This is a genomic window from Kosakonia sp. PSU_27 (assembly GCF_039409795.1).
Classification (GTDB): Bacteria; Pseudomonadota; Gammaproteobacteria; order Enterobacterales; family Enterobacteriaceae; genus Kosakonia.
In genome coordinates this window covers 378,438-402,558 of the sequence record NZ_JBCIVK010000003.1, presented here as the reverse complement: position 1 = coordinate 402,558, position 24,121 = coordinate 378,438, and the positions used below count along the sequence as shown (strand labels likewise).

The following is a 24,121-nucleotide window of genomic DNA, read 5'->3' as shown; positions in this document are numbered from 1 at the left end:
TTTTCTCCATTGAGAGGAGAAGGTTATGACAGAAATCACGTTACAGACTCGACGCCATCCGGCATGGCATTTTGTTCCCGGCTTGCTGTTGACCGGCCTGATTACCGCCGCCGCATTATGGCTTGGCGCGATCCCGTCGGTCGCAGGCCTTGGGCTGAGCGCCTTAACACTGGCTATTCTTATCGGCATGCTGCTTGGCAACACGCTCTACCCCGCCTGGCACCATCGTTGCGACGGTGGCGTACTGTTCGCTAAACAGCACCTGTTACGACTGGGGATCATTCTTTATGGTTTTCGCCTGACGTTTTCGCAAATTGCCGACGTGGGGGTCAGCGGTATCGCCATCGATGTGCTGACGCTATCGAGTACTTTTTTGCTGGCCTGTTTTCTTGGGCAAAAAGTATTCGGGCTGGATAAAAAAACCAGCTGGCTGATTGGCGCAGGCAGCAGTATCTGTGGCGCGGCAGCCGTGCTGGCAACCGAACCGGTGGTCAAAGCGGAAGCCAGTAAAGTGACGGTTGCGGTCGCTACTGTCGTGATTTTCGGCACGCTGGCAATCTTTATTTACCCGGCGCTCTACCCGCTGGTTGGTCACTGGTTTAGCCCGGAAACCTATGGCATCTGGGTAGGTTCAACGGTACATGAAGTGGCGCAAGTGGTTGCCGCCGGTCATGCCATCAGCCCGGAAACGGAAAATGCCGCCGTGATTGCCAAAATGCTACGCGTAATGATGCTGGCACCGTTTTTACTGCTGCTGGCCGCACGCGTTAAACAGCTCAGCCCGCAACAAGGGGCAGAAAAAAGCAAGCTGACCATTCCGTGGTTTGCGCTGGGCTTTGTGGCTGTCGCGGTATTTAACTCGTTCCATCTGTTGCCGGCATCGATGGTGAACATGTTGAATACGCTGGATACGCTGCTACTGGCGATGGCGATGGCGGCGCTGGGATTGACCACACACGTCAGTGCGCTGAAGAATGCCGGGGCAAAACCGCTGGTCATGGGGCTGATTCTGTTTGTCTGGCTGATTGTCGGCGGGGGCGCCATTAACCTGGCAGTTCATCACCTGATGGCATAAACCACTACATCTCCTCCCTGTTGACCCGCTATGATGAGCGTTTTCCCCTGGCGGGTTTAACAGGAGTTTTTATGAAATATATTGGTGCGCATGTGAGCGCCTCCGGCGGCGTGGCAAATGCCGCCATTCGCGCGGCTGAAATTGGCGCGACCGCCTTTGCGCTGTTTACCAAAAACCAGCGCCAGTGGCGGGCCGCGCCGCTGAGTCCGGAAACTATCGACGAATTCAAAGCCGCCTGCGAAAAATATCACTTCACACCCAATCAGATCCTGCCGCACGACAGTTACCTGATTAACCTTGGTCACCCGGTGGCCGAGGCGCTGGAAAAATCCCGCGACGCGTTTATTGATGAGCTGAGCCGTTGTCAGCAACTGGGACTGAGCCTGCTGAACTTCCACCCCGGCAGCCATTTAATGCAGATCCCCGAGGATGAATGTCTGGCGCGTATTGCCGAGTCCATCAACATTGCGCTGGCGCAAACCGAAGGCGTCACCGCCGTGATTGAAAACACCGCCGGTCAGGGCAGCAATCTGGGGTTTAAGTTCGAGCATCTGGCGGCGATTATTGACGGTGTGGAAGACAAATCCCGCGTTGGTGTCTGCATTGATACCTGCCATGCGTTTGCCGCAGGCTATGATCTACGCACTGAACAAGCCACGGCAGACACCTTTGCGGAATTCGATCGTGTGGTTGGTTTCCAGTACCTGCGCGGTATGCATCTGAACGACGCCAAAAGTGCTTTTGGTAGCCGTGTCGACCGCCACCACAGCCTCGGCGAAGGTAATATCGGGCATGACGCGTTTCGCTGGATCATGCGCGACGCACGTTTCGATGGCATTCCTATGATTCTGGAAACCATTAATCCGGATATCTGGGCCGAAGAGATTGCCTGGCTGAAGGCGCAGCAAACCGCTGAAGCCACCGCATAAAAAAAGGGCCGCTAAGCGGCCCTTCTCATTTCCCGGATGTCGGCAATTTCTTATGCTACTTTCGCTACGGCTTCTGTTTCTGGCCGTTTCAGGAAGGCATACACCAGACCCGCCAGCAGCGTACCCGCGACGATAGAGAGCAGATAGCCCAGTACCGGCGTGATAGCGCCTGGGATCAGCAGCACAAACAGACCACCGTGCGGTGCCATCAGTTTCGCGCCAATCGCCATGGAGATAGCACCGGTCAGCGCACCGCCGGCGATACAGCACGGCAGAACACGCATCGGGTCGCGGGCGGCGAACGGGATAGCCCCTTCGGAGATAAAGCACAGACCCAGTACCAGCGCCGCTTTACCACCTTCACGTTGACCTTTGTCGAACTTGTTGCGGGCAACAATGGTCGCCAGACCCATCGCCAGCGGCGGCACCATACCGGCAGCCATAATCGCCGCCATCGGTGCGTAAGTTTGCGTACTCAGCAGACCCACACCAAAGGCGTATGCCGCTTTGTTGACCGGGCCACCCATGTCGGTACACATCATGCCACCGAGGATTGCACCCAGCAGGACAGCGTTAGCCGTGCCCATGGTCTGCAGCCAGGAAGTCAGGCTAGCGAGGATTTTCGCCACCGGCGTACCGATCAGATAAATCATCGCCAGACCGACAATCAGGCTGGAAACCAGCGGAATGATCAGAATCGGTTTCAGCGCTTCCATACTCGGCGGCAGCTTCAGGCCTTTACTGATGCCTTTCGCCAGGTAACCCGCCAGGAAACCGGCAATGATACCGCCGATAAAACCCGAACCAGTGCTTACCGCCAGCATACCGCCGATAAGACCCGGGGTCAGACCCGGACGGTCGGCGATGGAGAACGCGATAAAGCCCGCCAGCACTGGCACCATCAGGGCAAAGGCTGAACCACCACCGATTTTCATCAGCGCGGCCGCCAGTGTGCCTTCTTCTTTAAACGCGGTAATACCGAAGGCGAACGAGAGCGCAATTAACAGACCACCCGCTACTACCATCGGCAGCATGTAGGAAACGCCCGTCAGCAGGTGACGGTATGCGCCCGCACTCTCAGTCTTACCTTCAGCAGCATCAGCAGAGGGTTTACCCGACGGCTGATAAGGCTTCGCTTCCGCGACGGCTTTATCCAGTTCCTGTGCCGTTTTCTTCAGCGCCAGGCCTGTTGTCGTGCGGTACATCGGCTTACCGGCAAATTTCGCCAGGTCGACTTCGATGTCAGCGGCAACCACCACCAGATCCGCCTGGGCAACCTCTTCCGGAGTGATGGCATTACCCGCACCCACGGAGCCACGGGTTTCCACTTTCACCCACCAGCCGCGTTTTTTCGCTTCGGTTTCGATAGCTTCCGCCGCCATAAAGGTGTGTGCCACACCTGTCGGGCAGGCAGTGACCGCAACAATGCGTTTCGGGCCACTACTGTTCACGGCTGTCGCCGCTGCAGCAGGCGCGACATACACCGACGCGTGGTTTTTCGCTTCGCTCAGGAACAGTTCCGGGTGGGCGACTGCGCGATTGATATCGCCCAGCCAGACCTTTTTCCCGTCCAGCGCACTGTCGCCTGGCAGCTTGCTACCCAGCACGATAGCCAGTTCCGCTTCGCCTGGGTTATCAATAAATTGCAGATTTGCTTTCTGCGCCGCCGCGCCCAGCAAGGTCTTCGCCATATAGGCGCGGGCCTGCCCGAGTTCGGAGTCGATTATCAGCAGCGTTTTCATTATGCCTCTCCTGCTGTTAGTTGAAGGGTTTTAAGTCAACTCGCGCCATCATCGCGGCTAACTGGGTACGATCGGTAATACCTACGTTACTCTGACTTACCGCCAGTGCAGCAACAGCGGTGGCCAGGCGTAATGTATGTTCACTGGATTCACGCATCAGCAGACCATAAATCAGCCCACCGACCATTGAATCCCCTGCGCCAACGGTGCTTACCACTTCCATTGACGGCGGTTTGGCGATCCATTCGCCCGAAGCGTTAACCCACAGCGCGCCTTCTGCGCCCAGTGAAATCACCACATGGGCGATCCCCTGTTCGCGAAGCGCATGAGCAGCTTCAATAACGTCCTTCAATTCTGGTAATTTACGGCCCGCCCAGATTTCCAGCTCACGGCGGTTCGGTTTCACCAGCCACGGCGCGGCTTTCAGACCGGCTACCAGCGCGTCGCGGCTGCTGTCGAAGATAATGCACGGGCACTGGCTTCGCAGGCGCGTCATCCAGTCCGTAAAGGCTTCCGGGCTGACGCCCGACGGCAGGCTGCCGCTCACGCAAACCATGTCGAACTGACCAAGCCAGGTCAGCGAATCGTTAACAAAGCGTTCCCAGTCAGCCGGGGTGACTTCAAAACCGGAGAAGTTAAAGTCGGTCACTTCGCCATCTTTTTCCGTCAGCTTCACATTGATGCGGGTACGCCCCTGCACCACCTGGAAACGGTTAGCAATGCCCAGCTCGCTGAACAGTTGCTGAAAACCGTCCTGGTTATCTTTACCGAGGAAGCCACCCACGGTGACATCAATGCCAAGGTCTTTCAGCACTTTTGCGACGTTGATCCCTTTACCCGCGGCATGCAGGCCAGTGGTGCGCACAAGGTTGACTTCACCGCGTTCAATTTCCGGCGTGAAACCCACCAGATCATAGGCCGGATTCAGGGTGATCGTAGCGACACGTCTGCTCATTTATGCGCCCTCTCCCAGACCAGCAGCGATGGCTTCGCCAATCGCTTTCAGCGCCTGTTCAGCATCATCACCCTGCGCGGTGAAACGCAGGCGGTGTCCTTTTTTCACGCCAAGTGCAACAACTTTCATCAGACTACGTCCATTTGCGGGTTTGCCAGTACCGTCAAGGTTGGCGACGGTAATTTCACTGTTAAATTGTTTGATAGTGTTGACCAGCATGGTGCCTGGACGTGCGTGCAAACCGTGTTCGTTACGCACGACAAACTCCTCGCTCAGCAGATCTTCAGCCACCGCATCGTCACTGCTCAGCAACGCCAGCAGCGTGGCGGCGTCGGCATTCAGCAACAGGTTGGCTTTATTGTTAAGCAGCAGATCGCTAAGACGCTTGAGCACCGCAACAGGCTGTTCGTCAGCCATCGCAACACTGACCAGCAGCGCCGCACGCTCACCTTCCACCTCAAACGGGGTGGCTGCACGGCTCACCGCAACCGCACTCAGCACGTTGCCTTCAGCACTGTCGTTCAGCCAGATGCCCTGACCCAGGTTCAGCGGTTTCTCGTTAATGGCGCGGGTAACATACGCGGCGTCAACCGCACCGGCCTCTTTCAGGCGCGCGGCGTTCAGCGCTTGCAGCGTCGTCAGATCGCTGGCGGCAACATCGAGCGTTAAGGTTTCATTATCCAGCTTGAGTGATGCGCTCAGTTTTTCGCCCATCAGCAGTGCGCGCAGCTCTTCAGCAGAGGTGGCGGACTGCAACTGTGCGGCGACAGAATCATCGCTCAGCACATGTGTCAGCTGACGCAGCAGGCCAAGATGTTCATCGGAGCTGGCGGCAATACCGATGGCGACATACGCCACCTGCCCTTCGCTCCAGAGGATGCCCTCCGGGAACTGGAAGACTTTCACACCGGTTTTCAGCACCTGATCGCGCGTGTCGGTGGTGCCGTGTGGAATAGCAATACCATTGCCAAGGTAGGTGGACGTTTGCCCTTCGCGCGCCAGCATGCCATCGACATAACCGTCGGCGACGTTGCCTGCTGCTGCCAGTGCCGCCGCAATCTGGCGGATAGCGTCTTCTTTATTGCTGGCCTGCTGGCCTGGATGGATGTCCTGAACGGATAACTGGAACATGTGACCCTCTCTCGCTGACTTGAATCGTTTCAGCTAGGTTGAGAAATAGTGCGTCACCGCCGTTGTTCAGACATAACGCGATGACGCTGAAACGTTTCAAGGAGCATTCACTTTTTTTGTTCTGTAAGCAAGAATTCTCTTATTTGGCGTTGCAGAATTTTGAGGTTCAGCACATTTCGGCCACGCGTAAGGCAAATTTGCTGAAGCAGACTTTCTGTTCAGCAATCCACTTTCAGCTTTCGTCAGCCTTAATTAAAACCCAGCGAAAAGGTTTGGATTTTTTGTCGCAAATTTTGCTTAGCAGGCTGTGTTTTTTTCATGCAGCGGCGTACACTCCGCGTCTCGCTATTGGATCTCATTTAACATGCAAAATTCTCCCGCCGCTGCCCGTCCCGGCGCGTTTGATTTCACCTCAACGGCATTCCTGATCGTCGCCTTTTTAACGGGGATTGCCGGTGCGTTACAAACACCGACGCTGAGCCTGTTTTTAACCAATGAAGTGCACGTTCGCCCGGCAATGGTGGGCTTCTTTTTCACCGGCAGCGCGGTGATTGGCATTCTGGTGAGCCAGTTTCTTGCCGGACGCTCTGACCGCAAAGGCGATCGCAAGACGCTGATTGTCTTTTGTTGCCTGCTCGGCGTGCTGGCCTGTGTGCTGTTCGCCTGGAACCGTAACTACTTTATTTTGCTGTTTGTCGGCGTGTTCCTCAGCAGTTTCGGTTCAACAGCGAACCCGCAAATGTTTGCCCTTGCGCGTGAACATGCGGATCGCACCGGGCGTGAAGCCGTGATGTTCAGCTCGATACTCCGTGCGCAAGTATCCCTGGCGTGGGTGATTGGCCCACCGCTGGCCTACGCGCTGGCGATGGGCTTTGGTTTTTCCACCATGTATTTGTGTGCGGCAACAGCCTTTATTGTCTGCGGCGCAATGGTGTGGCTGTTCCTGCCAACCATGCGTAAAGAGCCCAAGCTGAAATCAGCGGTGATGGAAGCACCACGCACGCACCGCCGCGATGCACTGCTGTTGTTCGTAATTTGTACGCTGATGTGGGGCACCAACAGCCTTTATATTATTAATATGCCGCTGTTTATTATTGATGAGCTGCATCTGCCGGAAAAACTGGCGGGCGTGATGATGGGCACTGCGGCCGGGCTGGAAATCCCCACCATGCTGATTGCCGGGTATTTCGCAAAGCGCTTCGGCAAACGCTTTCTGATGCGCGTCAGCGCCGTGGCGGGCATCTTCTTTTATGCCGGAATGCTGACGGTGCACACGCCCGTGGTACTGCTTGCTTTGCAACTGCTGAACGCGATTTATATTGGCATTCTCGCCGGGATTGGCATGCTCTATTTTCAGGACTTGATGCCTGGCCAGGCGGGTTCAGCCATCACCCTTTATACTAATACCACGCGTGTCGGCTGGATTATCGCCGGTTCGCTGGCTGGCGTGGTGGCAGAGATATGGAGTTATCACGCGGTGTTCTGGATTGCACTGGCGATGACGCTGGTTACGCAGGTTTGCCTGAGCCGGATAAAAGATATTTAAGGCGCGGTTTGTTGCTCAAGATCGAGCAGATAAACCATCGCCTGTTCGCGGTTTGCGCCGCACATGTCACGGCTCGGTTGCAGACCGGCACACACTTTTGGGCGCAGCGGCGAGCCGAAGATTTTGCAGCGCTTTTGCGCGTCGAGCTGAACGCAGGGCGTATTAGCGGGCTTCCCGTCAGGCATGCCGGGTATCGGGCTACTGATGGACGGGGCGGTACAGCAGGCTCCACAGTCCGGGCGGCATTCCATAAACGTTCTCTATTATCAGGCGCGCGGGGCTGCGCGTGCAGGGCGCAAGCTACCATCTTTTGCCCTCTGAACGCAAAACTCTCCGATTCCACTTGCCTGAAAAGTCCCTCGCGAGTAGTTTGTCGCGATATTTTCGTTATTTTCAATTTACAGGACCCTTGCAATGCCAAGAGCGAACGAAATTAAAAAAGGTATGGTGCTGAATTACAACGGCAAACTGCTGATTGTGAAAGATATTGACATTCAGTCACCGAGCGCCCGTGGCGCAGCAACGCTCTACAAAATGCGTTTTTCCGATGTCCGTACCGGGCTGAAAGTGGAAGAGCGTTTTAAAGGCGATGATATCCTTGATACCGTGACTCTGAACCGTCGTTTTGTCGACTTCTCTTATGTTGACGGCAATGAATACGTGTTTATGGATAAAGAAGATTACACGCCGTACACCTTCAATAAAGAGCAGATTGAAGAAGAGCTGCTGTTTATTCCGGAAGGCGGTATGCCGGATATGCAGGTTCTGCTGTGGGATGGCCAGTTGCTGGCGCTCGAACTGCCGCAGACGGTGGATCTGGAAATTGTGGAAACCGCACCAGGTATCAAAGGTGCTTCCGCCAGCTCACGCACTAAACCGGCCACCCTGACCACCGGTCTGGTTGTCCAGGTACCGGAATACCTGACCACCGGCGAGAAAATCCGTATTCATATCGAAGAGCGCCGCTATATGGGCCGCGCCGACTGATAAGCGTGATGCATGAAAAAAGCCACTTCATTGAAGTGGCTTTTTATTTTCCGACAGTAAACCGGCTTACAGCAGATCGCGGAACAGCGTTTTCTTCAGCGCCAGCTCAACGCCGCGCACTTCCGCCATCCCTTTCAGTCGACCAATCGCCGAGTAACCTGGGTTGGTTTTCTTACGCAGATCGTCAAGCATCTGATGACCATGATCCGGGCGGAACGGGATCGGGCGCAAATCACCGGCTTTCTTGCGGCGCTGCTCTTCGGTGAGAATGGCGGCAACCACCGACACCATATCCACATCACCCTGCAAATGCGCGGCTTCATGGAACGTTTTCGGGTTATCTTCGCGGCAGGTTGAACGCAGGTGCGTAAAATGAATGCGATCGCCAAACGTCTCGATCATCCGCACTAAGTCGTTATCCGCACGCACGCCGTATGAACCTGTGCACATCGTGAAACCGTTATTGATACTGTCTACCGCTTCTTTCAGCCACTGCATATCTTCAATAGTAGAAACGATACGCGGCAGACCGAGGATCGGGCGCGGCGGATCGTCCGGGTGAACCGCCATACGTACGCCCACTTCCTGCGCAACCGGCACGATAGCCCGCAGGAAATAGGCCATATTTTCACGCAACTGTGCTTTGTCGATGCCGTCATATTCGGCAAGGCGTGCATGGAACTGTTCCAGGGTATATCCCTCTTCAGCGCCCGGTAGACCAGCAATGATATTTCGCGTCAGCTTTTCCACTTCCGCTTCAGTCATGGCGTTGAAGTAAGCCTGCGCCTGACGCTGCTCTTCTTCGCTGTAATCAGCTTCGGCGCCTTTGCGCTTCAGGATATGCAGCTCGAACGCGGCAAAAGCAATCTGGTCAAAACGCAGCGCTTTGGAGCCATCCGGCAGTTCATATTCCAGATCGGTACGCGTCCAGTCGAGGATTGGCATAAAGTTGTAGCACACGGTATCAATACCGCAGGCTGCGAGGTTGCGGATACTCTGCTGATAGTTGGCAATCCAGGTATCGTACTGCCCGGTGTGAGTTTTAATATCCTCATGCACCGGAATACTTTCGACCACCGACCAGACCAGTCCTTTTTCCGCCAGCAGCGCCTGACGCGCTTTTATCTCGTCTACCGGCCAGACCTGGCCGTTCGGGATATGGTGCAGTGCGGTCACGACGCCCGTCGCGCCTGCCTGACGCACATCATCAAGCGACACCGGATCGTTCGGTCCATACCAACGCCAGGTTTGTTCCATTGCCTTACCCTCTACAAAGTTGTTATACCAATACACACAAACATATGACGACTACCATACATGCTTAATTGCAGCGGTCAAATCTTCCCACAGCAATGATTGATCCAGCTCACATTCCCCGGATAATTACGGCATACCAATTCTTTTTGCTGTCATATAACTTTACACTGCACATTGTTAATTATTGGTTAATCAGGTGTATATAGATGAAGACAATCGCCTCCGTAACGCTGCCCGCCAGCGTGCAGCAACCCCAGTATGACCGCACACAACTGCGCTCGCGAATTGTGCACTTTGGTTTTGGCGCATTTCATCGCGCGCATCAGGCGCTGCTGACCAACCGGGTGCTGAACGCGCAAGGTGGCGATTGGGGGATCTGTGAAATCAGCCTGTTCAGCGGCGATGTGCTCATGTCTCAGTTACGCGAGCAGGATCATTTATACACCGTGCTGGAAAAAGGGGCGGAGGGGAACCAGCCGATAATCATTGGTGCGGTGAACGAATGTCTGAACGCGAAACTTGATTCTCTGCCCGCCATTATTGAAAAATTTTGCGAACCGCAAGTGGCGATTGTTTCCCTGACGATTACCGAAAAAGGCTATTGCATCGATCCTGCCAGCGGCAAACTGGATCTGCAGCAGCCGCGCATCGCACACGATCTCCAGCATCCGGGCGAACCGCATTCAGCGCCAGGGATTCTGGTTGAAGCACTCTCCCGTCGCCGTGAACGCGGGCTGCCGCCCTTTACCGTGCTCTCCTGCGATAATATTCCCGATAATGGTCATATTGTTAAAAATGCCGTACTCGGAATGGCGCAAACCCGCTCACCGGAACTGGCGCAGTGGATAGAGGAGAATGTGAGCTTTCCGGCCACCATGGTGGATCGCATTGTTCCGGCGGCAACAGATGAATCACTGGCGGAAATTGGCGAAGCGCTGGGCGTATTTGATCCGTGCGCCATCAGTTGTGAGCCGTTCATTCAGTGGGTAATTGAGGATAATTTCGTCGCCGGACGTCCCGAATGGGAAGTGGCCGGCGTACAACTGGTTCAGGATGTACAGCCGTGGGAGCAGATGAAGTTACGCATGCTCAATGGCAGCCACTCTTTTCTGGCCTATCTCGGCTACCTGGCAGGCTTCGCGCATATTAATGATTGCATGCAGGATGACGTCTTCCGCACGGCGGTGCGCCGCCTGATGCTCCAGGAACAAGCCCCGACGCTGCGCATTACCGGCGTTGATCTCACCGCCTATGCAGATAGCCTGATCGACCGTTTTTCAAACCCGGCGCTGAAGCACCGTACCTGGCAAATCGCCATGGATGGCAGCCAGAAGCTGCCGCAGCGTATGCTGGATGGTGTTCGGGTGCATTTGCAACGCGAAACGCCGTGGCCACTGTTAGCGCTGGGCATTGCGGGCTGGATGCGCTATGTCAGCGGCGTGGATGACGCCGGTAACAGCATTGATATTCGCGATCCGCTGGCGGATAAAATTCACGCGATTGTGGAAACCAGCAGTGTCGATGAACGCGTAACGGCCCTGCTGACACTGAAAGAGATTTTCGGTAGCGACCTGCCGCACAACCCGACGTTTGTTAATGCCATTAATCGCGCATGGCAGACGCTCAGCACCGAAGGTGCGCATGCAGCGGTGAAGCGCGCACTCGATAATTAACAATTTCTGCTACTTAAGCGGACGGTTAGTGCTTTTACGCCGTCCGCGCCCTTCTCTTTTCGCACTTTTTTCGCCAGGATCGTCAGTCACCCTTACATTTCGTTGACGCCTGGAGCACTTGTGACCAAAACCAACCTCATCACCGGCTTTCTCGGAAGCGGTAAAACCACGTCGATTTTGCATTTGCTGGCCAATAAAGACCCGCAGGAAAAATGGGCCGTACTGGTGAATGAATTTGGTGAAGTCGGCATTGATGGCGCGCTGCTGGCTGACAGCGGTGCGCTGCTTAAAGAGATCCCGGGCGGCTGTATGTGCTGCGTGAATGGCCTGCCGATGCAGGTGGGTCTCAATACATTGCTGCGCCAGGGGAAACCTGACCGCTTGTTGATTGAACCGACAGGCCTGGGCCACCCAAAACAGATCCTCGATATGCTCACCGCACCGGTGTATGAGCCATGGATAGACCTGCGCGCAACGCTCTGCTTGCTTGATCCCCGCCAGTTACTGGATGAAAAAGCACTCACCAACGAAAACTTTCGCGACCAGTTAGCGGCGGCGGATGTCGTTGTCGCCAATAAACAGGATCGCGCCACACCGCAGAGCCAGCAGGCGCTGGAGACATGGTGGGCCGAGTTTGGTGGCGATCGCTTACAGGTAAGCGCGACCCGGGGAGCTATTGACGGCGCACTGCTTGATCTTCCTCGCCGTAACCTGCGTGAGCTGCCTTCAAGTGCCGCGCATAACCATGCTCACGATGAGAAGAAAGGTCTCGCGGCATTAAGTTTGCCGGCACACCAGCGCTGGCGTCGCAGCCTTAACAGCGGCCAGGGCCATCACGCCTGCGGCTGGATTTTTGATGAAGAGACGGTATTTGACACTATCGGTTTGCTGGAGTGGGCGCGGCTTGCGCCGGTCGAGCGGGTGAAAGGGGTGATGCGCATTCCGGAAGGATTGCTGCGCGTTAATCGCCAGGGGCAGGATCTGCATATCGAAACGCAAAACGTCGCGCCGCCGGACAGCCGTATCGAGCTGATTACCGCCTCGGAGGCAGACTGGAACACACTGCAGTCCGCCTTGTTGAAGCTTCGTTTAAGTGAGTAACACTAACGTTGCCGCCGTGTTAATTGAAGACAGACTCGTTATGAAAACTCGTTTACCGTTAATTTTACTGTTGAACGCCGCAGGACTGGCGCTATTTATTTCCTGGTACTTACCCGCTAACCACGGTTTTTGGTTTCCGCTGGACGCCGCGATGTTCCATTTTTTCAACCAGGGTCTGGTGGAAAACCGCGCTTATTTGTGGCTGGTGGCGCTAACCAATAACCGCGCTTTTGACGCCTGCTCGCTGGTGGCGATGGGCTGTTTAATGCTCTCGTTCTGGGTAAAAGAGGATGCAAGTGGACGACGCCGTATCCTGATAATTGGTCTGACGATGCTGCTGATAGCCGTGGTGATCAATCAACTGGCGCAACATCTGATGCCCGTCAAACGCGCCAGCCCGTCGCTGTTCTTTACCGATATTCACCGGGTTAGCGATTTGCTCGACTTCCCCACCAAAGATGCCTCGAAAGACAGTTTCCCTGGCGATCACGGCATGATGCTACTTATTTTCGCTGGCGTAATGTGGCGATATTTTGGCCGAAAAGCGCTTGGTGTTGCCCTTATTATTTTTGTGGTTTTCGCCTTCCCGCGCGTGATGATTGGCGCACACTGGTTTACTGATATTGCAGTCGGTTCTCTCTCGGCTGTTTTTATCGGTCTGCCGTGGTGTTTGCTAACACCCCTTAGCGATAAAATTATTTCTGCCTTTGATCATTTCCTGCCCGGAAATAACAAAATTTAAACAACTTCCGATTATCAATAACGCGCATTCATCAGGGATCGTTTTCGATCCCTGATGCGTAATCCCGGCTTTTTCCTAATTTTGTCATTTTTTCGTCACGGCAATCTGCCTATAAAAGAGCAATTTGCACGTTATTTAAGCCAAATTGGTTATTTTTTATTCAATCCTGAGAATTCACTTTCTGTATCATAATTTCTTATAAAAAATTAAAGAAAACCGCTCGCCATGCCGAAGATGTTCAGGTAACCTCGGTTCGTCTTGTCGCAAAGAGTGCTCTTATTCTCATTGCGCGTAAATTTGTGCGTTCTTCCACAAAATTACGTCAGAGCATTTGTCTCGATGCATTCAGATAATTAATCTCGCTGCGTTGGCATTTTTTATAACGATATTTATCGTTAAGGACTTCAAGGGAAAATAAGCAACATGGTCAAATCTCAGCCGATTTTGAGATATATCGTGCGGGCGATACCCGCGATTGCAGTAGCGGTTCTGCTTTCAGCTTGTTCTACAAATACCGCAAAGAACGTGCATTCTGAGACGCTTGCTGTGGGCGAAGACAATTCTTCACTGCAAGCCTCTCAGGATGAATTTGAAAATATGGTTCGTAATCTGGACGTAAAAGGCCGCATTATGGATCAGTATGCTGACTGGAAAGGCGTTCGCTACCGTTTGGGCGGCGACACCAAAAAAGGCATCGATTGTTCCGGCTTTGTGCAGCGCACTTTCCGTGAACAGTTTGGTTTAGAACTGCCGCGTTCCACCTGGGAACAGCAGGAAACAGGCAAGTCCATCTCGCGCACCAGTTTGCGCACAGGCGACTTAGTTCTGTTCCGCGCGGGTTCTACCGGCCGACACGTTGGCATTTATATTGGTAATAACCAGTTTGTTCATGCCTCCACCAGCAACGGCGTCATGATTTCAAGCATGGATGAGCCGTACTGGAAGAAGCGCTATAACGAAGCGCGACGCATCCTGACACGCAGCTAATCGCTTAATGCCGGTTTTCCCTTGGCTGGCGTTAAGTATAAAAAAACACTGCTCCGGCAGTGTTTTTTTATGTCTGCATTATGCTATACAAATCTTTTCAGGTTATAGTCCGACGCTATCACCACGCCGCCCCGAGCACCTACAATGGGCCCAACGCCATGTTCACCCGCCATTTTTCAGTTAATCGAAAAATTTTGCTGACCAGCCTGCTTATCGGTCTGTTCTCAGCATTAATCGCGAGTGGCTGTCAGTTTTGGTTCGAACAACAACGGCGGGAAGCCAGATACGATATGCTGCTTACGAATATGCAGTCCTGGCTTTCGGACTATCTCAACGATATCCGCGCCACGGCCGAATCGCTCCAGCCGCTCACACTGAATGATTGCCACGCCGTCGCTGGCGAACTCACTTCCCGCGCCGCATTCAGCATGAATGTGCGTGCTTTTTTACTGGTAAAAGATCGCTACGCCTTTTGCTCCTCGGCCACCGGCGAGATGAGTCTTGCGATGAAAGATCTGGTTCCGGAAATCGATCTCGATAAAACCAGCGATATGGTGTTTTTACCCGGAACACCGATGATGCCGGATAAACCCGCCATTGCGCTCTGGTTTCGCAGCCCATTACTGGATCATCGGGGCATATTCGCTACGCTGAACATCAATCTGACTCCCTACCGGCTTTACACCTCGCAGCAACCGGATTTAACCGGCATCGCCCTTGGTATTGGCGATCGGGCTGTCTCCACGTTTTCCAGCGGGCTTATTAACCTGAGCAATATGCCAGAGTCCCCTTTTCTGACTACCCAAATTGAAGATTCGCCAGTCACGCTTTATCTCTACGCAGAAAAGTGGCGTCCGGAAGATATACAATTCGCCGCACTGCTGGGAGCAACCTTCGGCATGCTGGCAGCATTGCTGAGCGCTTTCATCCTTAATACGCAATTGCGCCCCGGCAGAGAAATCCTCACGGCCATTAAGCGCGACCAGTTTTATGTCGTTTATCAGCCCGTTATCGGCGCCAAAGATCTGAAAGTGACGGGTATCGAAGTGCTGATGCGCTGGCGGCATCCCACCGCAGGAGAAATATCGCCTGACGCTTTTATTCACTTTGCCGAAGCGCAGCAGCTTATTGTGCCGCTGACATTGCATCTGTTTGATCTGATAGCTCGTGATGCGCCAGTGTTACAAACGCTGCTTCCGCCGGGCGCAAAAATGGGCGTTAATATCGCGCCAGGCCATTTGCACGCTGCCAATTTCCTTGACGATATCCGCAACTTCGCCCACTCCCTGCCCCCGCACCATTTCAGTATCGTGCTGGAAATTACCGAGCGGGATATGCTGCGCTATACGGAAGTGACCAAACTGTTTGATTCGCTGCGCGACGAAGGTTATGAAATCGCTATTGACGATTTCGGTACCGGGCACAGCGCACTGATTTATCTGGAACGCTTTACGCTTGATTATCTGAAAATCGACCGTGGTTTCGTTAACGCCATCGGCACAGAAACCGTGACATCGCCGGTGCTCGACGCCGTCCTTACGCTGGCGAAGCGGTTAAATATGCTTACGGTTGCCGAAGGTGTCGAAACGCCAGAACAAGCCAGGTGGCTGCGCGAACACGGCATTCATTACATGCAGGGCTATTTCTTCAGCCGCCCACTGACGCTGGAGCAATTTGTCGCGTGGCATCCGCCAGAGTTCACCACCATGCTTTAGCGTGAATAATTTCACATCAGACCAGGCCTCCCTTATTATTCAATGATAAGTAGTTAGCGAGCCTGTCGCGTTGCAGGTCAAAGGAACACACCGGATGAAGTTTGTGCGCATTTCAGCTTTATTGCTGGCTTTTGTCGGCCTGACATGTCAGGCGCAAACCATAAAAGAGAGCTACTCATTTGCCGTTATTGGCGAACCCAAATACGCGATTAATTTTTCCCATTTTGATTACGTCAATCCCGCCGCGCCTAAAGGCGGTAACGTCACGCTGTCCGTCATTGGCACGTTTGATAACTTCAACCGCTACGCATTACGCGGGAACCCAGCGGTGCGCACTGAAGCGCTCTACGACGCCCTGTTTACCACCTCGGACGATGAGCCCGGGAGCTATTACCCGCTGGTCGCGGAAATGGCGCGCTACGCCGATGATTATTCGTGGATGGAGATCAGTATCAATCCGCGGGCGATATTTCATGACGGTTCACCGATCCGCGCCAGCGACGTCGCCTTTACCTTTCAGAAATTTATGACCGAAGGTGTGCCGCAGTTCCGCCTGGTCTACAAAGGCACGACCGTCAAAGCTATCTCGCCGCTTACCGTGCGTATTGTGCTGGCCAAACCGGGTAAAGAGGACATGCTCAGCCTGTTAACGCTGCCCATTATGCCGGAGAAATTCTGGAAAGATCATAAGCTGAGCGATCCGCTCGCCCGCCCGCCGCTGGGCAGCGGCCCCTATCGCATCAGCACCTGGCGCATGGGGCAATACATTGCCTATACCCGCGTTCGCGATTACTGGGCGGCAAATTTACCGGTAAATCGGGGGCGCTGGAATTTCGACAACATTCGTTATGACTACTACCTCGATGACAATGTGGCATTCGAGGCGTTCAAAGCTGGCGCTTACGACCTGCGCAGCGAAGGCGATGCGAAAAACTGGGCGACGCGCTATATCGGCAGCAATTTCAGCCGGGGGTATATCGTTAAAGATGAGCAGCCAAATACCTCCGCGCAGGATACGCGCTGGCTGGCATTTAACACCACGCGTCCGGTATTTAGCGATCGCCGCGTGCGCGAAGCGGTGTCGCTGGCCTTTGATTTTGAATGGATGAACAAAGCGCTGTTCTACGGGGCATACAGCCGCGCCAACAGCTATTTTCAGAACACCGAATATGCTGCGCGTAATTATCCTGACGCTGATGAGCTGACGCTTCTGGCGCCGCTAAAAGCACAGGTGCCGCCGGAAGTGTTTACCTCCATTTATTCGCCCGCAAAATCAAACGCGGACGGCTATGACCGCGAAAACCTGCTGAAAGCCGATAAATTGCTCACTGAATCCGGCTGGATACTGAAAAATCAGCAGCGCGTTAATGCCAAAACCGGCCAGCCTTTAACCTTTGAACTGCTGCTGCCCTCCGGCGGCAATACGCAGTGGGTTTTGCCGTTTCAGCACAACCTCGCGCGGCTTGGCATCAATATGGATGTGCGCCAAGTCGATAACTCGCAGGCCACCAATCGTCTGCGCCGCCGCGACTATGACATGATGCCGAGTCTGTGGCGCGCGCAACCGTGGCCGAGCGGCGATTTGCAAATCTCCTGGAGCTCGCAATACATTGACTCTTCGTATAATGCTGCCGGCGTCAAAAACCCGGCGGTCGATAACCTGATCGAGCAGATCAACCGCTGGCAGGGAAACAAAGAGAAGTTACTTCCGCTCGGACGCGCGCTGGATCGCGTGCTGACCTGGAACTATTACATGCTGCCAATGTGGTACATGGCAGCCGATCGCGTCGCCTATTGGGATAAGTTTTCCATGCCTGGCATTCGCCCCGTCTACTCCCTTGGGTTTGACACCTGGTGGTATGACGTAAACAAGGCGGCGAAACTGCCCGCTGCCAGACGTTAAGGAGAAGAGATGGGCGCGTATCTCATTCGTCGGTTATTGCTGATCATCCCTACGATTTGGGCAATTATCACCATCAACTTTTTTATCGTGCAGATTGCTCCCGGCGGCCCGGTCGATCAGGCTATTGCGGCTATTGAGTATGGCGACCAAAGCAACCTCCCCGGTAGCGGCGGTGGCGGAATGGGTGCCACACATGCACGCACAGGCGTCGGCGATGCGTTGAGCAATAACAGCCACTATCGCGGTGGTCGCGGCCTTGATCCGCAAGTCATTGAAGAGATCAAAAAGCGCTACGGTTTTGATAAACCGATGTACCAGCGCTATTTCAAAATGCTGTGGGATTATGCGCGTTTCGACTTTGGCGACAGCCTGTTTCGCAGCGCGTCGGTGTTGCAACTGATTAAAGACAGCCTGCCGGTTTCGGTGACCATTGGCCTGTGGGGCACGCTAATTATCTATCTGGTGTCGATTCCCCTTGGCATTCGCAAAGCGGTCTATAACGGTAGCCGCTTTGATAGCTGGAGCAGTGCGCTGATTATTGTCGGCTACGCGATTCCACCGTTTCTGTTTGCCATCTTGTTGATTATTTTCTTCGCGGGCGGCAGCTATTACGACTTCTTCCCGCTGCGCGGGCTGGTGTCGACCAATTTCGACACGTTGCCGTGGTATAAGCAAATCACCGACTACTTGTGGCACATCGCGCTACCGGTGCTGGCAACAGTGATTGGTGGTTTCGCCGCGCTGACCATGCTGACCAAAAACTCCTTCCTTGATGAGATCCGTAAGCAGTATGTGGTAACCGCGCGCGCCAAAGGTGTCAGTGAGCGCAATATTATGCGCAAACATGTGTTTCGTAACGCTATGCTGCTGGTCATTGCCGGTTTTCCGGCGACATTTATCAGCATGTTTTTTACCAGTTCGTTGCTGATTGAGGTGATTTTTTCCCTGAACGGGCTGGGATTGTTGGGTTATGAAGCCACCGTCTCACGGGATTACCCGGTAATGTTTGGCACACTCTATATTTTCTCTTTGATCGGCCTGCTGCTGAATATCCTCAGTGATATCACCTATACGCTGGTGGATCCGCGCATCGATTTCGAGGGGCGCTGATGGTTCAATTAAGCTACATCAATCGGGCGCGCTGGACGCGTTTTCGCCATAACCGCCGCGGCTACTGGTCGCTGTGGATTTTCCTGGTGATTTTTATTCTGAGTCTGTGCGCCGAACTGGTGGCTAACGATAAGCCTCTGCTGGTGCGCTATCAGGGACAGTGGTTCGCGCCCGTGGTGAGAGATTACAGCGAAAGCGATTTTGGCGGCCCCCTGGCAACGCCTGCTGATTATCAGGATCCGTGGCTGCAAAAGCAGCTTGAAGAGCACGGTTGGGTGCTGTGGGCACCGGTGCGTTTTGGGGCGCGCAGCATCAACTACGCCACCACGCAGCCCTTCCCTTCCCCGCCTTCGGCGCAAAACTGGCTCGGTACCGATGCGAACGGCGGAGATGTGCTGGCGCGACTCCTTTACGGCACGCGCATCTCGCTACTGTTCGGTTTAATGCTGACTCTCTTTTCCAGCGTAATCGGTATTCTGGCCGGTGCGGTACAGGGTTATTACGGCGGTAAAATCGATCTACTCGGACAGCGCTTTATTGAAGTCTGGTCAGGATTACCGACGCTGTTTTTAATCATCTTGCTTTCAAGTGTGATCCAGCCAGGTTTCTGGTGGCTTCTCGGCATCACGGTGGTGTTCGGCTGGATGACGCTGGTGAGCGTCGTGCGGGCCGAATTTCTGCGTACGCGTAATTTCGACTATATCCGCGCCGCGCAGGCCATGGGTGTGGGCGATCGCGGTATTATCCTGCGTCATATGCTGCCCAATGCAATGGTTGCCACCCTGACCTTTCTGCCGTTTATCCTTTGCGGCTCGATCGGCACGCTCACCTCGCTCGATTTCCTCGGCTTTGGTCTGCCGCTCGGTTCACCGTCGCTCGGCGAATTGCTATTGCAGGGCAAAAATAATTTACAGGCACCGTGGCTGGGTATCGCCGCGTTTGTTTCTACCGCGCTGCTGCTTTCGCTGCTGATTTTTATTGGCGAAGCCGTACGCGACGCGTTTGACCCCAATAAGGCGGTGTAAAATGGCGACTCCCCTGCTCTCTGTCGATGCGCTGAGTATTGCCTTTCGCCAGCGTGATACGCTGCATACTGTCGTTAATGACCTCTCCTTGCGGATTGAGGCGGGCGAAACGCTGGCGCTGGTGGGCGAATCCGGTTCCGGTAAAAGCGTTAGCGCGTTATCGATCCTGCGCCTGCTTCCCTCACCGCCGGTGGTTTACCCTTCCGGCGATATCCTGTTTCATGGCGACTCGTTGTTGCATGCCAGCGAAAGAACCCTGCGCGGCGTGCGCGGTAATAAAATCGCCATGATTTTCCAGGAGCCGATGGTCTCCCTGAACCCGCTGCATACGCTCGAAAAACAGCTCTATGAAGTGCTCTCGTTGCATCGTGGTATGCGGCGTGAAGCGGCGCGGGCAGAAATGCTTGATTGCCTGGATCGCGTGGGCATCCGCAACGCCCGCGCACGATTGACCGATTTCCCGCATCAGCTTTCCGGCGGTGAGCGCCAGCGCGTGATGATCGCAATGGCGTTGCTCACGCGTCCCGAACTGCTGATTGCCGATGAGCCGACGACCGCACTTGATGTCTCCGTGCAGGCGCAAATCCTGACGTTATTGCGCGAGCTGCGCGATGAGCTGAACATGGGGCTGCTGTTTATCACCCACGATTTAAGCATTGTGCGTAAGCTGGCGGACAATGTGGCGGTGATGCAAAACGGCCGCTGTGTCGAGCAAAACAGTGCACAGACCTTGTTCAGCGCACCGGCGCATCCTTATACGCAAAAGCTGCTCAATAGCGAGCCCAGCGGCGAGCCCGTCGCCCTTCATCCCGATGCACAGCCCTTGTTACGGGTTGAAAATCTCGCCGTTAGCTTCCCAGTCCGCAAAGGGATTTTTAAGCGCGTGGTGGATAACAACACGGTGGTGAAGGACATTAGCTTTACGTTGCGCCCCGGTGAAACGCTCGGTCTGGTGGGGGAATCCGGTTCGGGGAAAAGTACCACCGGCTTAGCGTTGCTGCGTCTGGTTGCCTCGCGCGGGACGATCCTGTTTGATAATAAACCGCTGCATCAATGGAACCGCAAGCAGATGCTGCCGGTACGCCACCGTATTCAGGTGGTCTTTCAGGATCCGAACTCGGCCCTGAACCCAAGGCTCAATGTGCAGCAAATTATCGAAGAGGGGCTGCGGGTGCATCACCCGGAGCTCTCGCGTGAACAGCGCGAACAGCGTGTGATCGAGGTGATGCGTGAAGTCGGGCTGGATGCCGAAACGCGGCACCGCTTCCCGGGTGAGTTTTCCGGCGGCCAGCGCCAGCGTATCGCTATCGCCCGTGCGCTGATCCTCAAGCCTGAGCTGATTATTCTCGATGAGCCGACATCGTCGCTGGATCGCACGGTGCAGGCGCAAATCCTCGCACTGCTGAAAGCCTTACAGGAAACCTACCGGCTGGCGTACATCTTCATCAGCCACGACCTGCAGGTTGTGCGCACCTTGTGCCATCAAGTGATTGTGCTGAAAGAGGGTGAAGTAGTGGAACAAGGAGAGTGCCGACGTGTGTTTGATGCGCCTGTACAGGCGTATACACGCCAGCTTCTGGCATTAAGCTAAATCAGAAAGGATTTTGTCCTGAGAAGGGTTCCGCGATGGCAACACCGAAATTTTTCAGGCGGCACGTCGCGGCGAACTCATCCTCGCAGTTGACGAACAGGCACGGTTCCCCTTCGCACTCAAGCACGGAGCAATTCACTTCGATATCGCTCAGCGCCTGGCTGAGCTTGTGCATGACGGGCCATGCGTTGTCGCCATCCGGACTCAACAGTTTTAAGGCGACAAGCGTGTCGTCCGCTGCCTGACCATTTTGCGGAATCGGTTCAACTTTGGCACCTGCAAAACCATCTAACCAGCGATAGGACTGGGGCAGACGGTGGATGATGGAGAGCTGTAATGTATTCACGTTCTTTCCCCGGAAGTACTTTTACTTCACAAATATTTCACACTTATATTAACACACTATTGACAATTCATCCTGTCGACCACACAGAAATGAACGCATCCCGCGTGGCGTGTGGGGTAGTCACTCATTTATCAGGATTTTATGGGTAAGCGACAGGCCCGGTTTCGGGGTATATGTACCCGTTTCTGCGATCTAACTCAACCTTTTTCACTACAATGATGTGACTTTTTACACGAATAGATTTTACATAAAATAAACAAATGCATGTAAAGGTAAGTTGTTTCTGGTTGACATGTATCAAAAAAGGGAGCGTTTTTGCTCCCTGTTCAGGCGGGTTATGCCGATTTTTTCGCCCGGCTGGCGTAGAGATAGAAGAGAATCGAGCAGGTAGCGCAGAAGGTAATTGACCAAATCATCGGCCAGGCGGTGTTAAAGGTCGCCATCGACAGCAGCGCCCCCACAATGGCGCCAATGCCAAAACGGAACGTCCCCGCCAGTGATGATGCCGTGCCCGCCATGTGCGGAAACTCATCCAGGATCACCGCCATCGCGTTTGAAGCCACCAGCGCAACGCAGCCGACAAACGCCGCAACGCCCAGCACCAGCGACCAGAAACCGACATCCAGCAGCGCCGTCACCACCATCCACAACGCCATGGCAAATTGCACCCACAGCCCGCTGCGGAACATGTTTAAGGCACCAACACGGCGAACGATGCGACCGTTAATCATCGTCGTCACAAACAGGAACACAATGTTCAGCGCAAAGTAGTAACCAAAGTCCTGCGGTGAGATATGGTTAATTTCAATATAGACAAACGGCCCGGCGCTGAGAAAAGAGAACATACCGGCAAAGCTGAAACCGCTCGCCAGCATATAGCTCAGTACGCGTTTATGGCGAAACAGCGACGCGAAGTTGCCAAGCGTGGTGCGGAAATGGAATTTTTGCCGTTTTTCAACCGGAAGCGTTTCGCGGATAAAAAAGACAATCATTGCCGAGACCAGCAATGCGGCAATCGCCAGGATCCAGAAAATGGCGTGCCAGTTGAACCAGACCAATACCGCGCCGCCAATCATCGGGGCCAGCAGTGGCGCAATGGTGGTCACCAGCATGACAAACGACATCATGCGGGAGAACTCTTCGCGTGGGTAAATATCGCGCATCAGCGCGTTAATCACCACGCTTGCCGCTGCCGCCGCAAGGCCATGAAAAAAGCGCATGGTAATCAACTGCTCAATGCTCTGCGCCAGTGCACAGGCAACGGCAGCGGCGGCAAAAACCAGCGTGCCGCCGAGAATAACCGGCTTACGCCCGATGCTGTCGGCCATCGGCCCGTATAACAACTGACCGACCGCAAAGCCCAGAATATAGGTACTCAGCGTCATCTGTGCGCTGCCCGCCGGAACGCCAAACTGTTCGGCAATCACCGGCAGCGCAGGCAGATACATATCGATGGATAACGGCATCAGCATGGCCAACAGACCAAGGATAAACACAATGCTCAGTGATGAGTGTGGCCTGCGGGTCACGTAAATCTCCTGAATTAGCGGGGTGGCATGCCAACGCTGGCAATTTCATCTTCGGTTAATGGCCGGTATTCGCCCGGTTCGAGATCCGCATCAAGCGCAATCTCACCAATGCGTTCACGATGCAGACCCACAACATGGTTGCCAACGGCAGCGAACATCCGTTTTACCTGATGGTAACGCCCCTCGCTGATGGTCAGACGCACTTGTGTCGGCGTGATAACCTCCAGCACCGCTGGTTTGGTGAGATCTTTTTCATTATGCAATTGTACGCCACGGGCAAACTGCTCAGCGGTGTCATCTGCGACCGGCGATTCAAGCGTCACCAGATAGGTTTTTTCGCAGTGATGGCGCGGCGAAGTAATGCGGTGCGACCATTGACCATCGTCGGTCATCAATACCAGACCGGTGGTATCAATATCCAGGCGCCCCGCCGCATGCAGCTTATGCGCCACCGGCTCATCGAGGAAATAGAGGACCGTCGGGTGATCCGGATCGTCCGTCGAGCAGACGTAACCTTCCGGCTTGTGCAGCATAAAGTAGCGTGGGCCATTTTGCTGAACGAGGGAATTGCCGTCGTATTCAACCTCGTGTTCGGGTTGCAGTTTAAAGGCGGTATCTCTGACGATCTCACCATTGACCGTAACGCGCTGGCCGCGGATTTCACGCCCGGCAATAGCGCGGCTGACGCCGAGTTGCTGAGCGATAAACTTATCAAGTCGCATGAAATTTTTTTGCCTGTATGGTGCTGGGTGCGGGCAATACGCCCGAAAACAGAAA

At 54.3% G+C, this 24,121-nt stretch carries 21 protein-coding genes; 13 read left to right on the top strand and 8 right to left on the bottom strand.

Annotated elements, in window-relative coordinates; all coding sequences use genetic code 11:
* Positions 1 to 25: 25 nt before the first annotated feature.
* The gene (locus tag AAIG26_RS08820; RefSeq protein WP_020454396.1) at positions 26 to 1,075 is read left to right on the top strand and encodes a YeiH family putative sulfate export transporter; all 1,050 of its coding nucleotides are present in this window, start codon (positions 26 to 28) and stop codon (positions 1,073 to 1,075) included.
* 71 nt (positions 1,076 to 1,146) lie between these two features.
* Entirely contained in the window at positions 1,147 to 2,004 is an 858-nt protein-coding gene (nfo, locus tag AAIG26_RS08815) for a deoxyribonuclease IV (protein WP_160269452.1), read from the top strand.
* A gap of 50 nt (positions 2,005 to 2,054) precedes the next feature.
* On the opposite strand, the gene fruA is transcribed toward nfo, so the two are convergent.
* The 3 genes from fruA to fruB are packed head-to-tail and all read right to left on the bottom strand — an operon-like array spanning position 2,055 to position 5,832.
* Positions 2,055 to 3,746, bottom strand: coding sequence for a PTS fructose transporter subunit IIBC (gene fruA / locus AAIG26_RS08810; RefSeq protein WP_343180496.1), 1,692 nt, complete (start codon positions 3,744 to 3,746; stop codon positions 2,055 to 2,057).
* Between the two features lie 16 nt (positions 3,747 to 3,762).
* The gene (gene fruK / locus AAIG26_RS08805) at positions 3,763 to 4,701 is read right to left on the bottom strand and encodes a 1-phosphofructokinase (protein ID WP_045514123.1); all 939 of its coding nucleotides are present in this window, start codon (positions 4,699 to 4,701) and stop codon (positions 3,763 to 3,765) included.
* On the bottom strand, positions 4,702 to 5,832 hold the full coding sequence (fruB, locus tag AAIG26_RS08800) for a fused PTS fructose transporter subunit IIA/HPr protein (protein ID WP_045514121.1): 1,131 nt from the start codon (positions 5,830 to 5,832) through the stop codon (positions 4,702 to 4,704).
* Positions 5,833 to 6,196: 364 nt separating this feature from the next.
* Here fruB and setB point away from each other — a divergent pair, with 364 nt between their 5' ends.
* Positions 6,197 to 7,378 (top strand): sugar efflux transporter SetB, encoded by a 1,182-nt coding sequence (gene setB, locus AAIG26_RS08795; protein WP_343180494.1) that lies wholly within the window; start codon positions 6,197 to 6,199, stop codon positions 7,376 to 7,378.
* Here the strand turns inward: setB and AAIG26_RS08790 are convergent.
* On the bottom strand, positions 7,375 to 7,629 hold the full coding sequence (locus AAIG26_RS08790) for a YkgJ family cysteine cluster protein (protein WP_017458533.1): 255 nt from the start codon (positions 7,627 to 7,629) through the stop codon (positions 7,375 to 7,377). The two genes, setB and AAIG26_RS08790, sit on opposite strands and share 4 nt — an antisense overlap.
* Before the next feature lie 163 nt (positions 7,630 to 7,792).
* On the opposite strand from AAIG26_RS08790, the gene yeiP reads away from it, so the two are divergent.
* Entirely contained in the window at positions 7,793 to 8,365 is a 573-nt protein-coding gene (gene yeiP, locus AAIG26_RS08785; protein WP_017458534.1) for an elongation factor P-like protein YeiP, read from the top strand.
* A gap of 66 nt (positions 8,366 to 8,431) precedes the next feature.
* On the opposite strand, the gene uxuA is transcribed toward yeiP, so the two are convergent.
* Positions 8,432 to 9,622: a mannonate dehydratase gene (gene uxuA, locus AAIG26_RS08780; RefSeq protein WP_020454403.1), complete on the bottom strand. Its 1,191-nt coding sequence runs from the start codon at positions 9,620 to 9,622 to the stop codon at positions 8,432 to 8,434.
* Between the two features lie 206 nt (positions 9,623 to 9,828).
* Here uxuA and AAIG26_RS08775 point away from each other — a divergent pair, with 206 nt between their 5' ends.
* From AAIG26_RS08775 to yejF, 9 genes are all read left to right on the top strand, one after another.
* A complete protein-coding gene (locus tag AAIG26_RS08775; protein WP_343180492.1) occupies positions 9,829 to 11,295 on the top strand; it encodes a fructuronate reductase in 1,467 nt (488 codons plus the stop codon).
* Between the two features lie 120 nt (positions 11,296 to 11,415).
* Entirely contained in the window at positions 11,416 to 12,396 is a 981-nt protein-coding gene (locus AAIG26_RS08770) for a GTP-binding protein (protein WP_020454405.1), read from the top strand.
* Between the two features lie 40 nt (positions 12,397 to 12,436).
* A complete protein-coding gene (locus AAIG26_RS08765; RefSeq protein ID WP_343180489.1) occupies positions 12,437 to 13,138 on the top strand; it encodes a phosphatase PAP2 family protein in 702 nt (233 codons plus the stop codon).
* A 423-nt stretch (positions 13,139 to 13,561) separates the two neighbouring features.
* Positions 13,562 to 14,125 (top strand): bifunctional murein DD-endopeptidase/murein LD-carboxypeptidase, encoded by a 564-nt coding sequence (mepS, locus tag AAIG26_RS08760; RefSeq protein ID WP_017458539.1) that lies wholly within the window; start codon positions 13,562 to 13,564, stop codon positions 14,123 to 14,125.
* Positions 14,126 to 14,283: 158 nt separating this feature from the next.
* Complete coding sequence (locus tag AAIG26_RS08755; protein ID WP_097407143.1) at positions 14,284 to 15,840, top strand: cyclic di-GMP phosphodiesterase; 1,557 nt, start codon at positions 14,284 to 14,286, stop codon at positions 15,838 to 15,840.
* Positions 15,841 to 15,934: 94 nt separating this feature from the next.
* Positions 15,935 to 17,743: an extracellular solute-binding protein gene (locus tag AAIG26_RS08750; protein ID WP_343180487.1), complete on the top strand. Its 1,809-nt coding sequence runs from the start codon at positions 15,935 to 15,937 to the stop codon at positions 17,741 to 17,743.
* A gap of 9 nt (positions 17,744 to 17,752) precedes the next feature.
* On the top strand, positions 17,753 to 18,853 hold the full coding sequence (locus tag AAIG26_RS08745; RefSeq protein WP_017458542.1) for a microcin C ABC transporter permease YejB: 1,101 nt from the start codon (positions 17,753 to 17,755) through the stop codon (positions 18,851 to 18,853).
* Complete coding sequence (locus tag AAIG26_RS08740) at positions 18,853 to 19,878, top strand: microcin C ABC transporter permease (protein ID WP_343180485.1); 1,026 nt, start codon at positions 18,853 to 18,855, stop codon at positions 19,876 to 19,878. The genes AAIG26_RS08745 and AAIG26_RS08740 overlap by 1 nt, the downstream gene beginning before the upstream one ends.
* Position 19,879: 1 nt before the next feature.
* Complete coding sequence (gene yejF / locus AAIG26_RS08735; protein ID WP_343180484.1) at positions 19,880 to 21,469, top strand: microcin C ABC transporter ATP-binding protein YejF; 1,590 nt, start codon at positions 19,880 to 19,882, stop codon at positions 21,467 to 21,469.
* Position 21,470: 1 nt separating this feature from the next.
* Here yejF and AAIG26_RS08730 read toward each other — a convergent pair whose 3' ends face one another.
* The 3 genes from AAIG26_RS08730 to rsuA all read right to left on the bottom strand — a co-directional run bounded on the left by AAIG26_RS08730 (position 21,471) and on the right by rsuA (position 24,066).
* Complete coding sequence (locus AAIG26_RS08730; protein ID WP_020454413.1) at positions 21,471 to 21,815, bottom strand: YejG family protein; 345 nt, start codon at positions 21,813 to 21,815, stop codon at positions 21,471 to 21,473.
* 335 nt (positions 21,816 to 22,150) lie between these two features.
* Positions 22,151 to 23,344, bottom strand: coding sequence for a Bcr/CflA family multidrug efflux MFS transporter (locus tag AAIG26_RS08725; protein WP_020454414.1), 1,194 nt, complete (start codon positions 23,342 to 23,344; stop codon positions 22,151 to 22,153).
* Between the two features lie 14 nt (positions 23,345 to 23,358).
* Positions 23,359 to 24,066, bottom strand: a complete 708-nt coding sequence (rsuA, locus tag AAIG26_RS08720; protein ID WP_343180483.1) for a 16S rRNA pseudouridine(516) synthase RsuA — start codon at positions 24,064 to 24,066, stop codon at positions 23,359 to 23,361.
* Positions 24,067 to 24,121: the final 55 nt, after the last annotated feature.

What these genes read in the sequence shown, in the direction of transcription:
- AAIG26_RS08820 (WP_020454396.1), top strand. Translation starts at nt 26, where the DNA reads ATGACAGAAATCACGTTACAGACTCGACGCCATCCGGCATGGCATTTT.
- nfo (WP_160269452.1), top strand. Translation starts at nt 1,147, where the DNA reads ATGAAATATATTGGTGCGCATGTGAGCGCCTCCGGCGGCGTGGCAAAT.
- fruA (WP_343180496.1), bottom strand. Translation starts at nt 3,746, where the DNA reads ATGAAAACGCTGCTGATAATCGACTCCGAACTCGGGCAGGCCCGCGCC.
- fruK (WP_045514123.1), bottom strand. Translation starts at nt 4,701, where the DNA reads ATGAGCAGACGTGTCGCTACGATCACCCTGAATCCGGCCTATGATCTG.
- fruB (WP_045514121.1), bottom strand. Translation starts at nt 5,832, where the DNA reads ATGTTCCAGTTATCCGTTCAGGACATCCATCCAGGCCAGCAGGCCAGC.
- setB (WP_343180494.1), top strand. Translation starts at nt 6,197, where the DNA reads ATGCAAAATTCTCCCGCCGCTGCCCGTCCCGGCGCGTTTGATTTCACC.
- AAIG26_RS08790 (WP_017458533.1), bottom strand. Translation starts at nt 7,629, where the DNA reads ATGGAATGCCGCCCGGACTGTGGAGCCTGCTGTACCGCCCCGTCCATC.
- yeiP (WP_017458534.1), top strand. Translation starts at nt 7,793, where the DNA reads ATGCCAAGAGCGAACGAAATTAAAAAAGGTATGGTGCTGAATTACAAC.
- uxuA (WP_020454403.1), bottom strand. Translation starts at nt 9,622, where the DNA reads ATGGAACAAACCTGGCGTTGGTATGGACCGAACGATCCGGTGTCGCTT.
- AAIG26_RS08775 (WP_343180492.1), top strand. Translation starts at nt 9,829, where the DNA reads ATGAAGACAATCGCCTCCGTAACGCTGCCCGCCAGCGTGCAGCAACCC.
- AAIG26_RS08765 (WP_343180489.1), top strand. Translation starts at nt 12,437, where the DNA reads ATGAAAACTCGTTTACCGTTAATTTTACTGTTGAACGCCGCAGGACTG.
- mepS (WP_017458539.1), top strand. Translation starts at nt 13,562, where the DNA reads ATGGTCAAATCTCAGCCGATTTTGAGATATATCGTGCGGGCGATACCC.
- AAIG26_RS08755 (WP_097407143.1), top strand. Translation starts at nt 14,284, where the DNA reads ATGTTCACCCGCCATTTTTCAGTTAATCGAAAAATTTTGCTGACCAGC.
- AAIG26_RS08750 (WP_343180487.1), top strand. Translation starts at nt 15,935, where the DNA reads ATGAAGTTTGTGCGCATTTCAGCTTTATTGCTGGCTTTTGTCGGCCTG.
- AAIG26_RS08745 (WP_017458542.1), top strand. Translation starts at nt 17,753, where the DNA reads ATGGGCGCGTATCTCATTCGTCGGTTATTGCTGATCATCCCTACGATT.
- AAIG26_RS08740 (WP_343180485.1), top strand. Translation starts at nt 18,853, where the DNA reads ATGGTTCAATTAAGCTACATCAATCGGGCGCGCTGGACGCGTTTTCGC.
- yejF (WP_343180484.1), top strand. Translation starts at nt 19,880, where the DNA reads ATGGCGACTCCCCTGCTCTCTGTCGATGCGCTGAGTATTGCCTTTCGC.
- rsuA (WP_343180483.1), bottom strand. Translation starts at nt 24,066, where the DNA reads ATGCGACTTGATAAGTTTATCGCTCAGCAACTCGGCGTCAGCCGCGCT.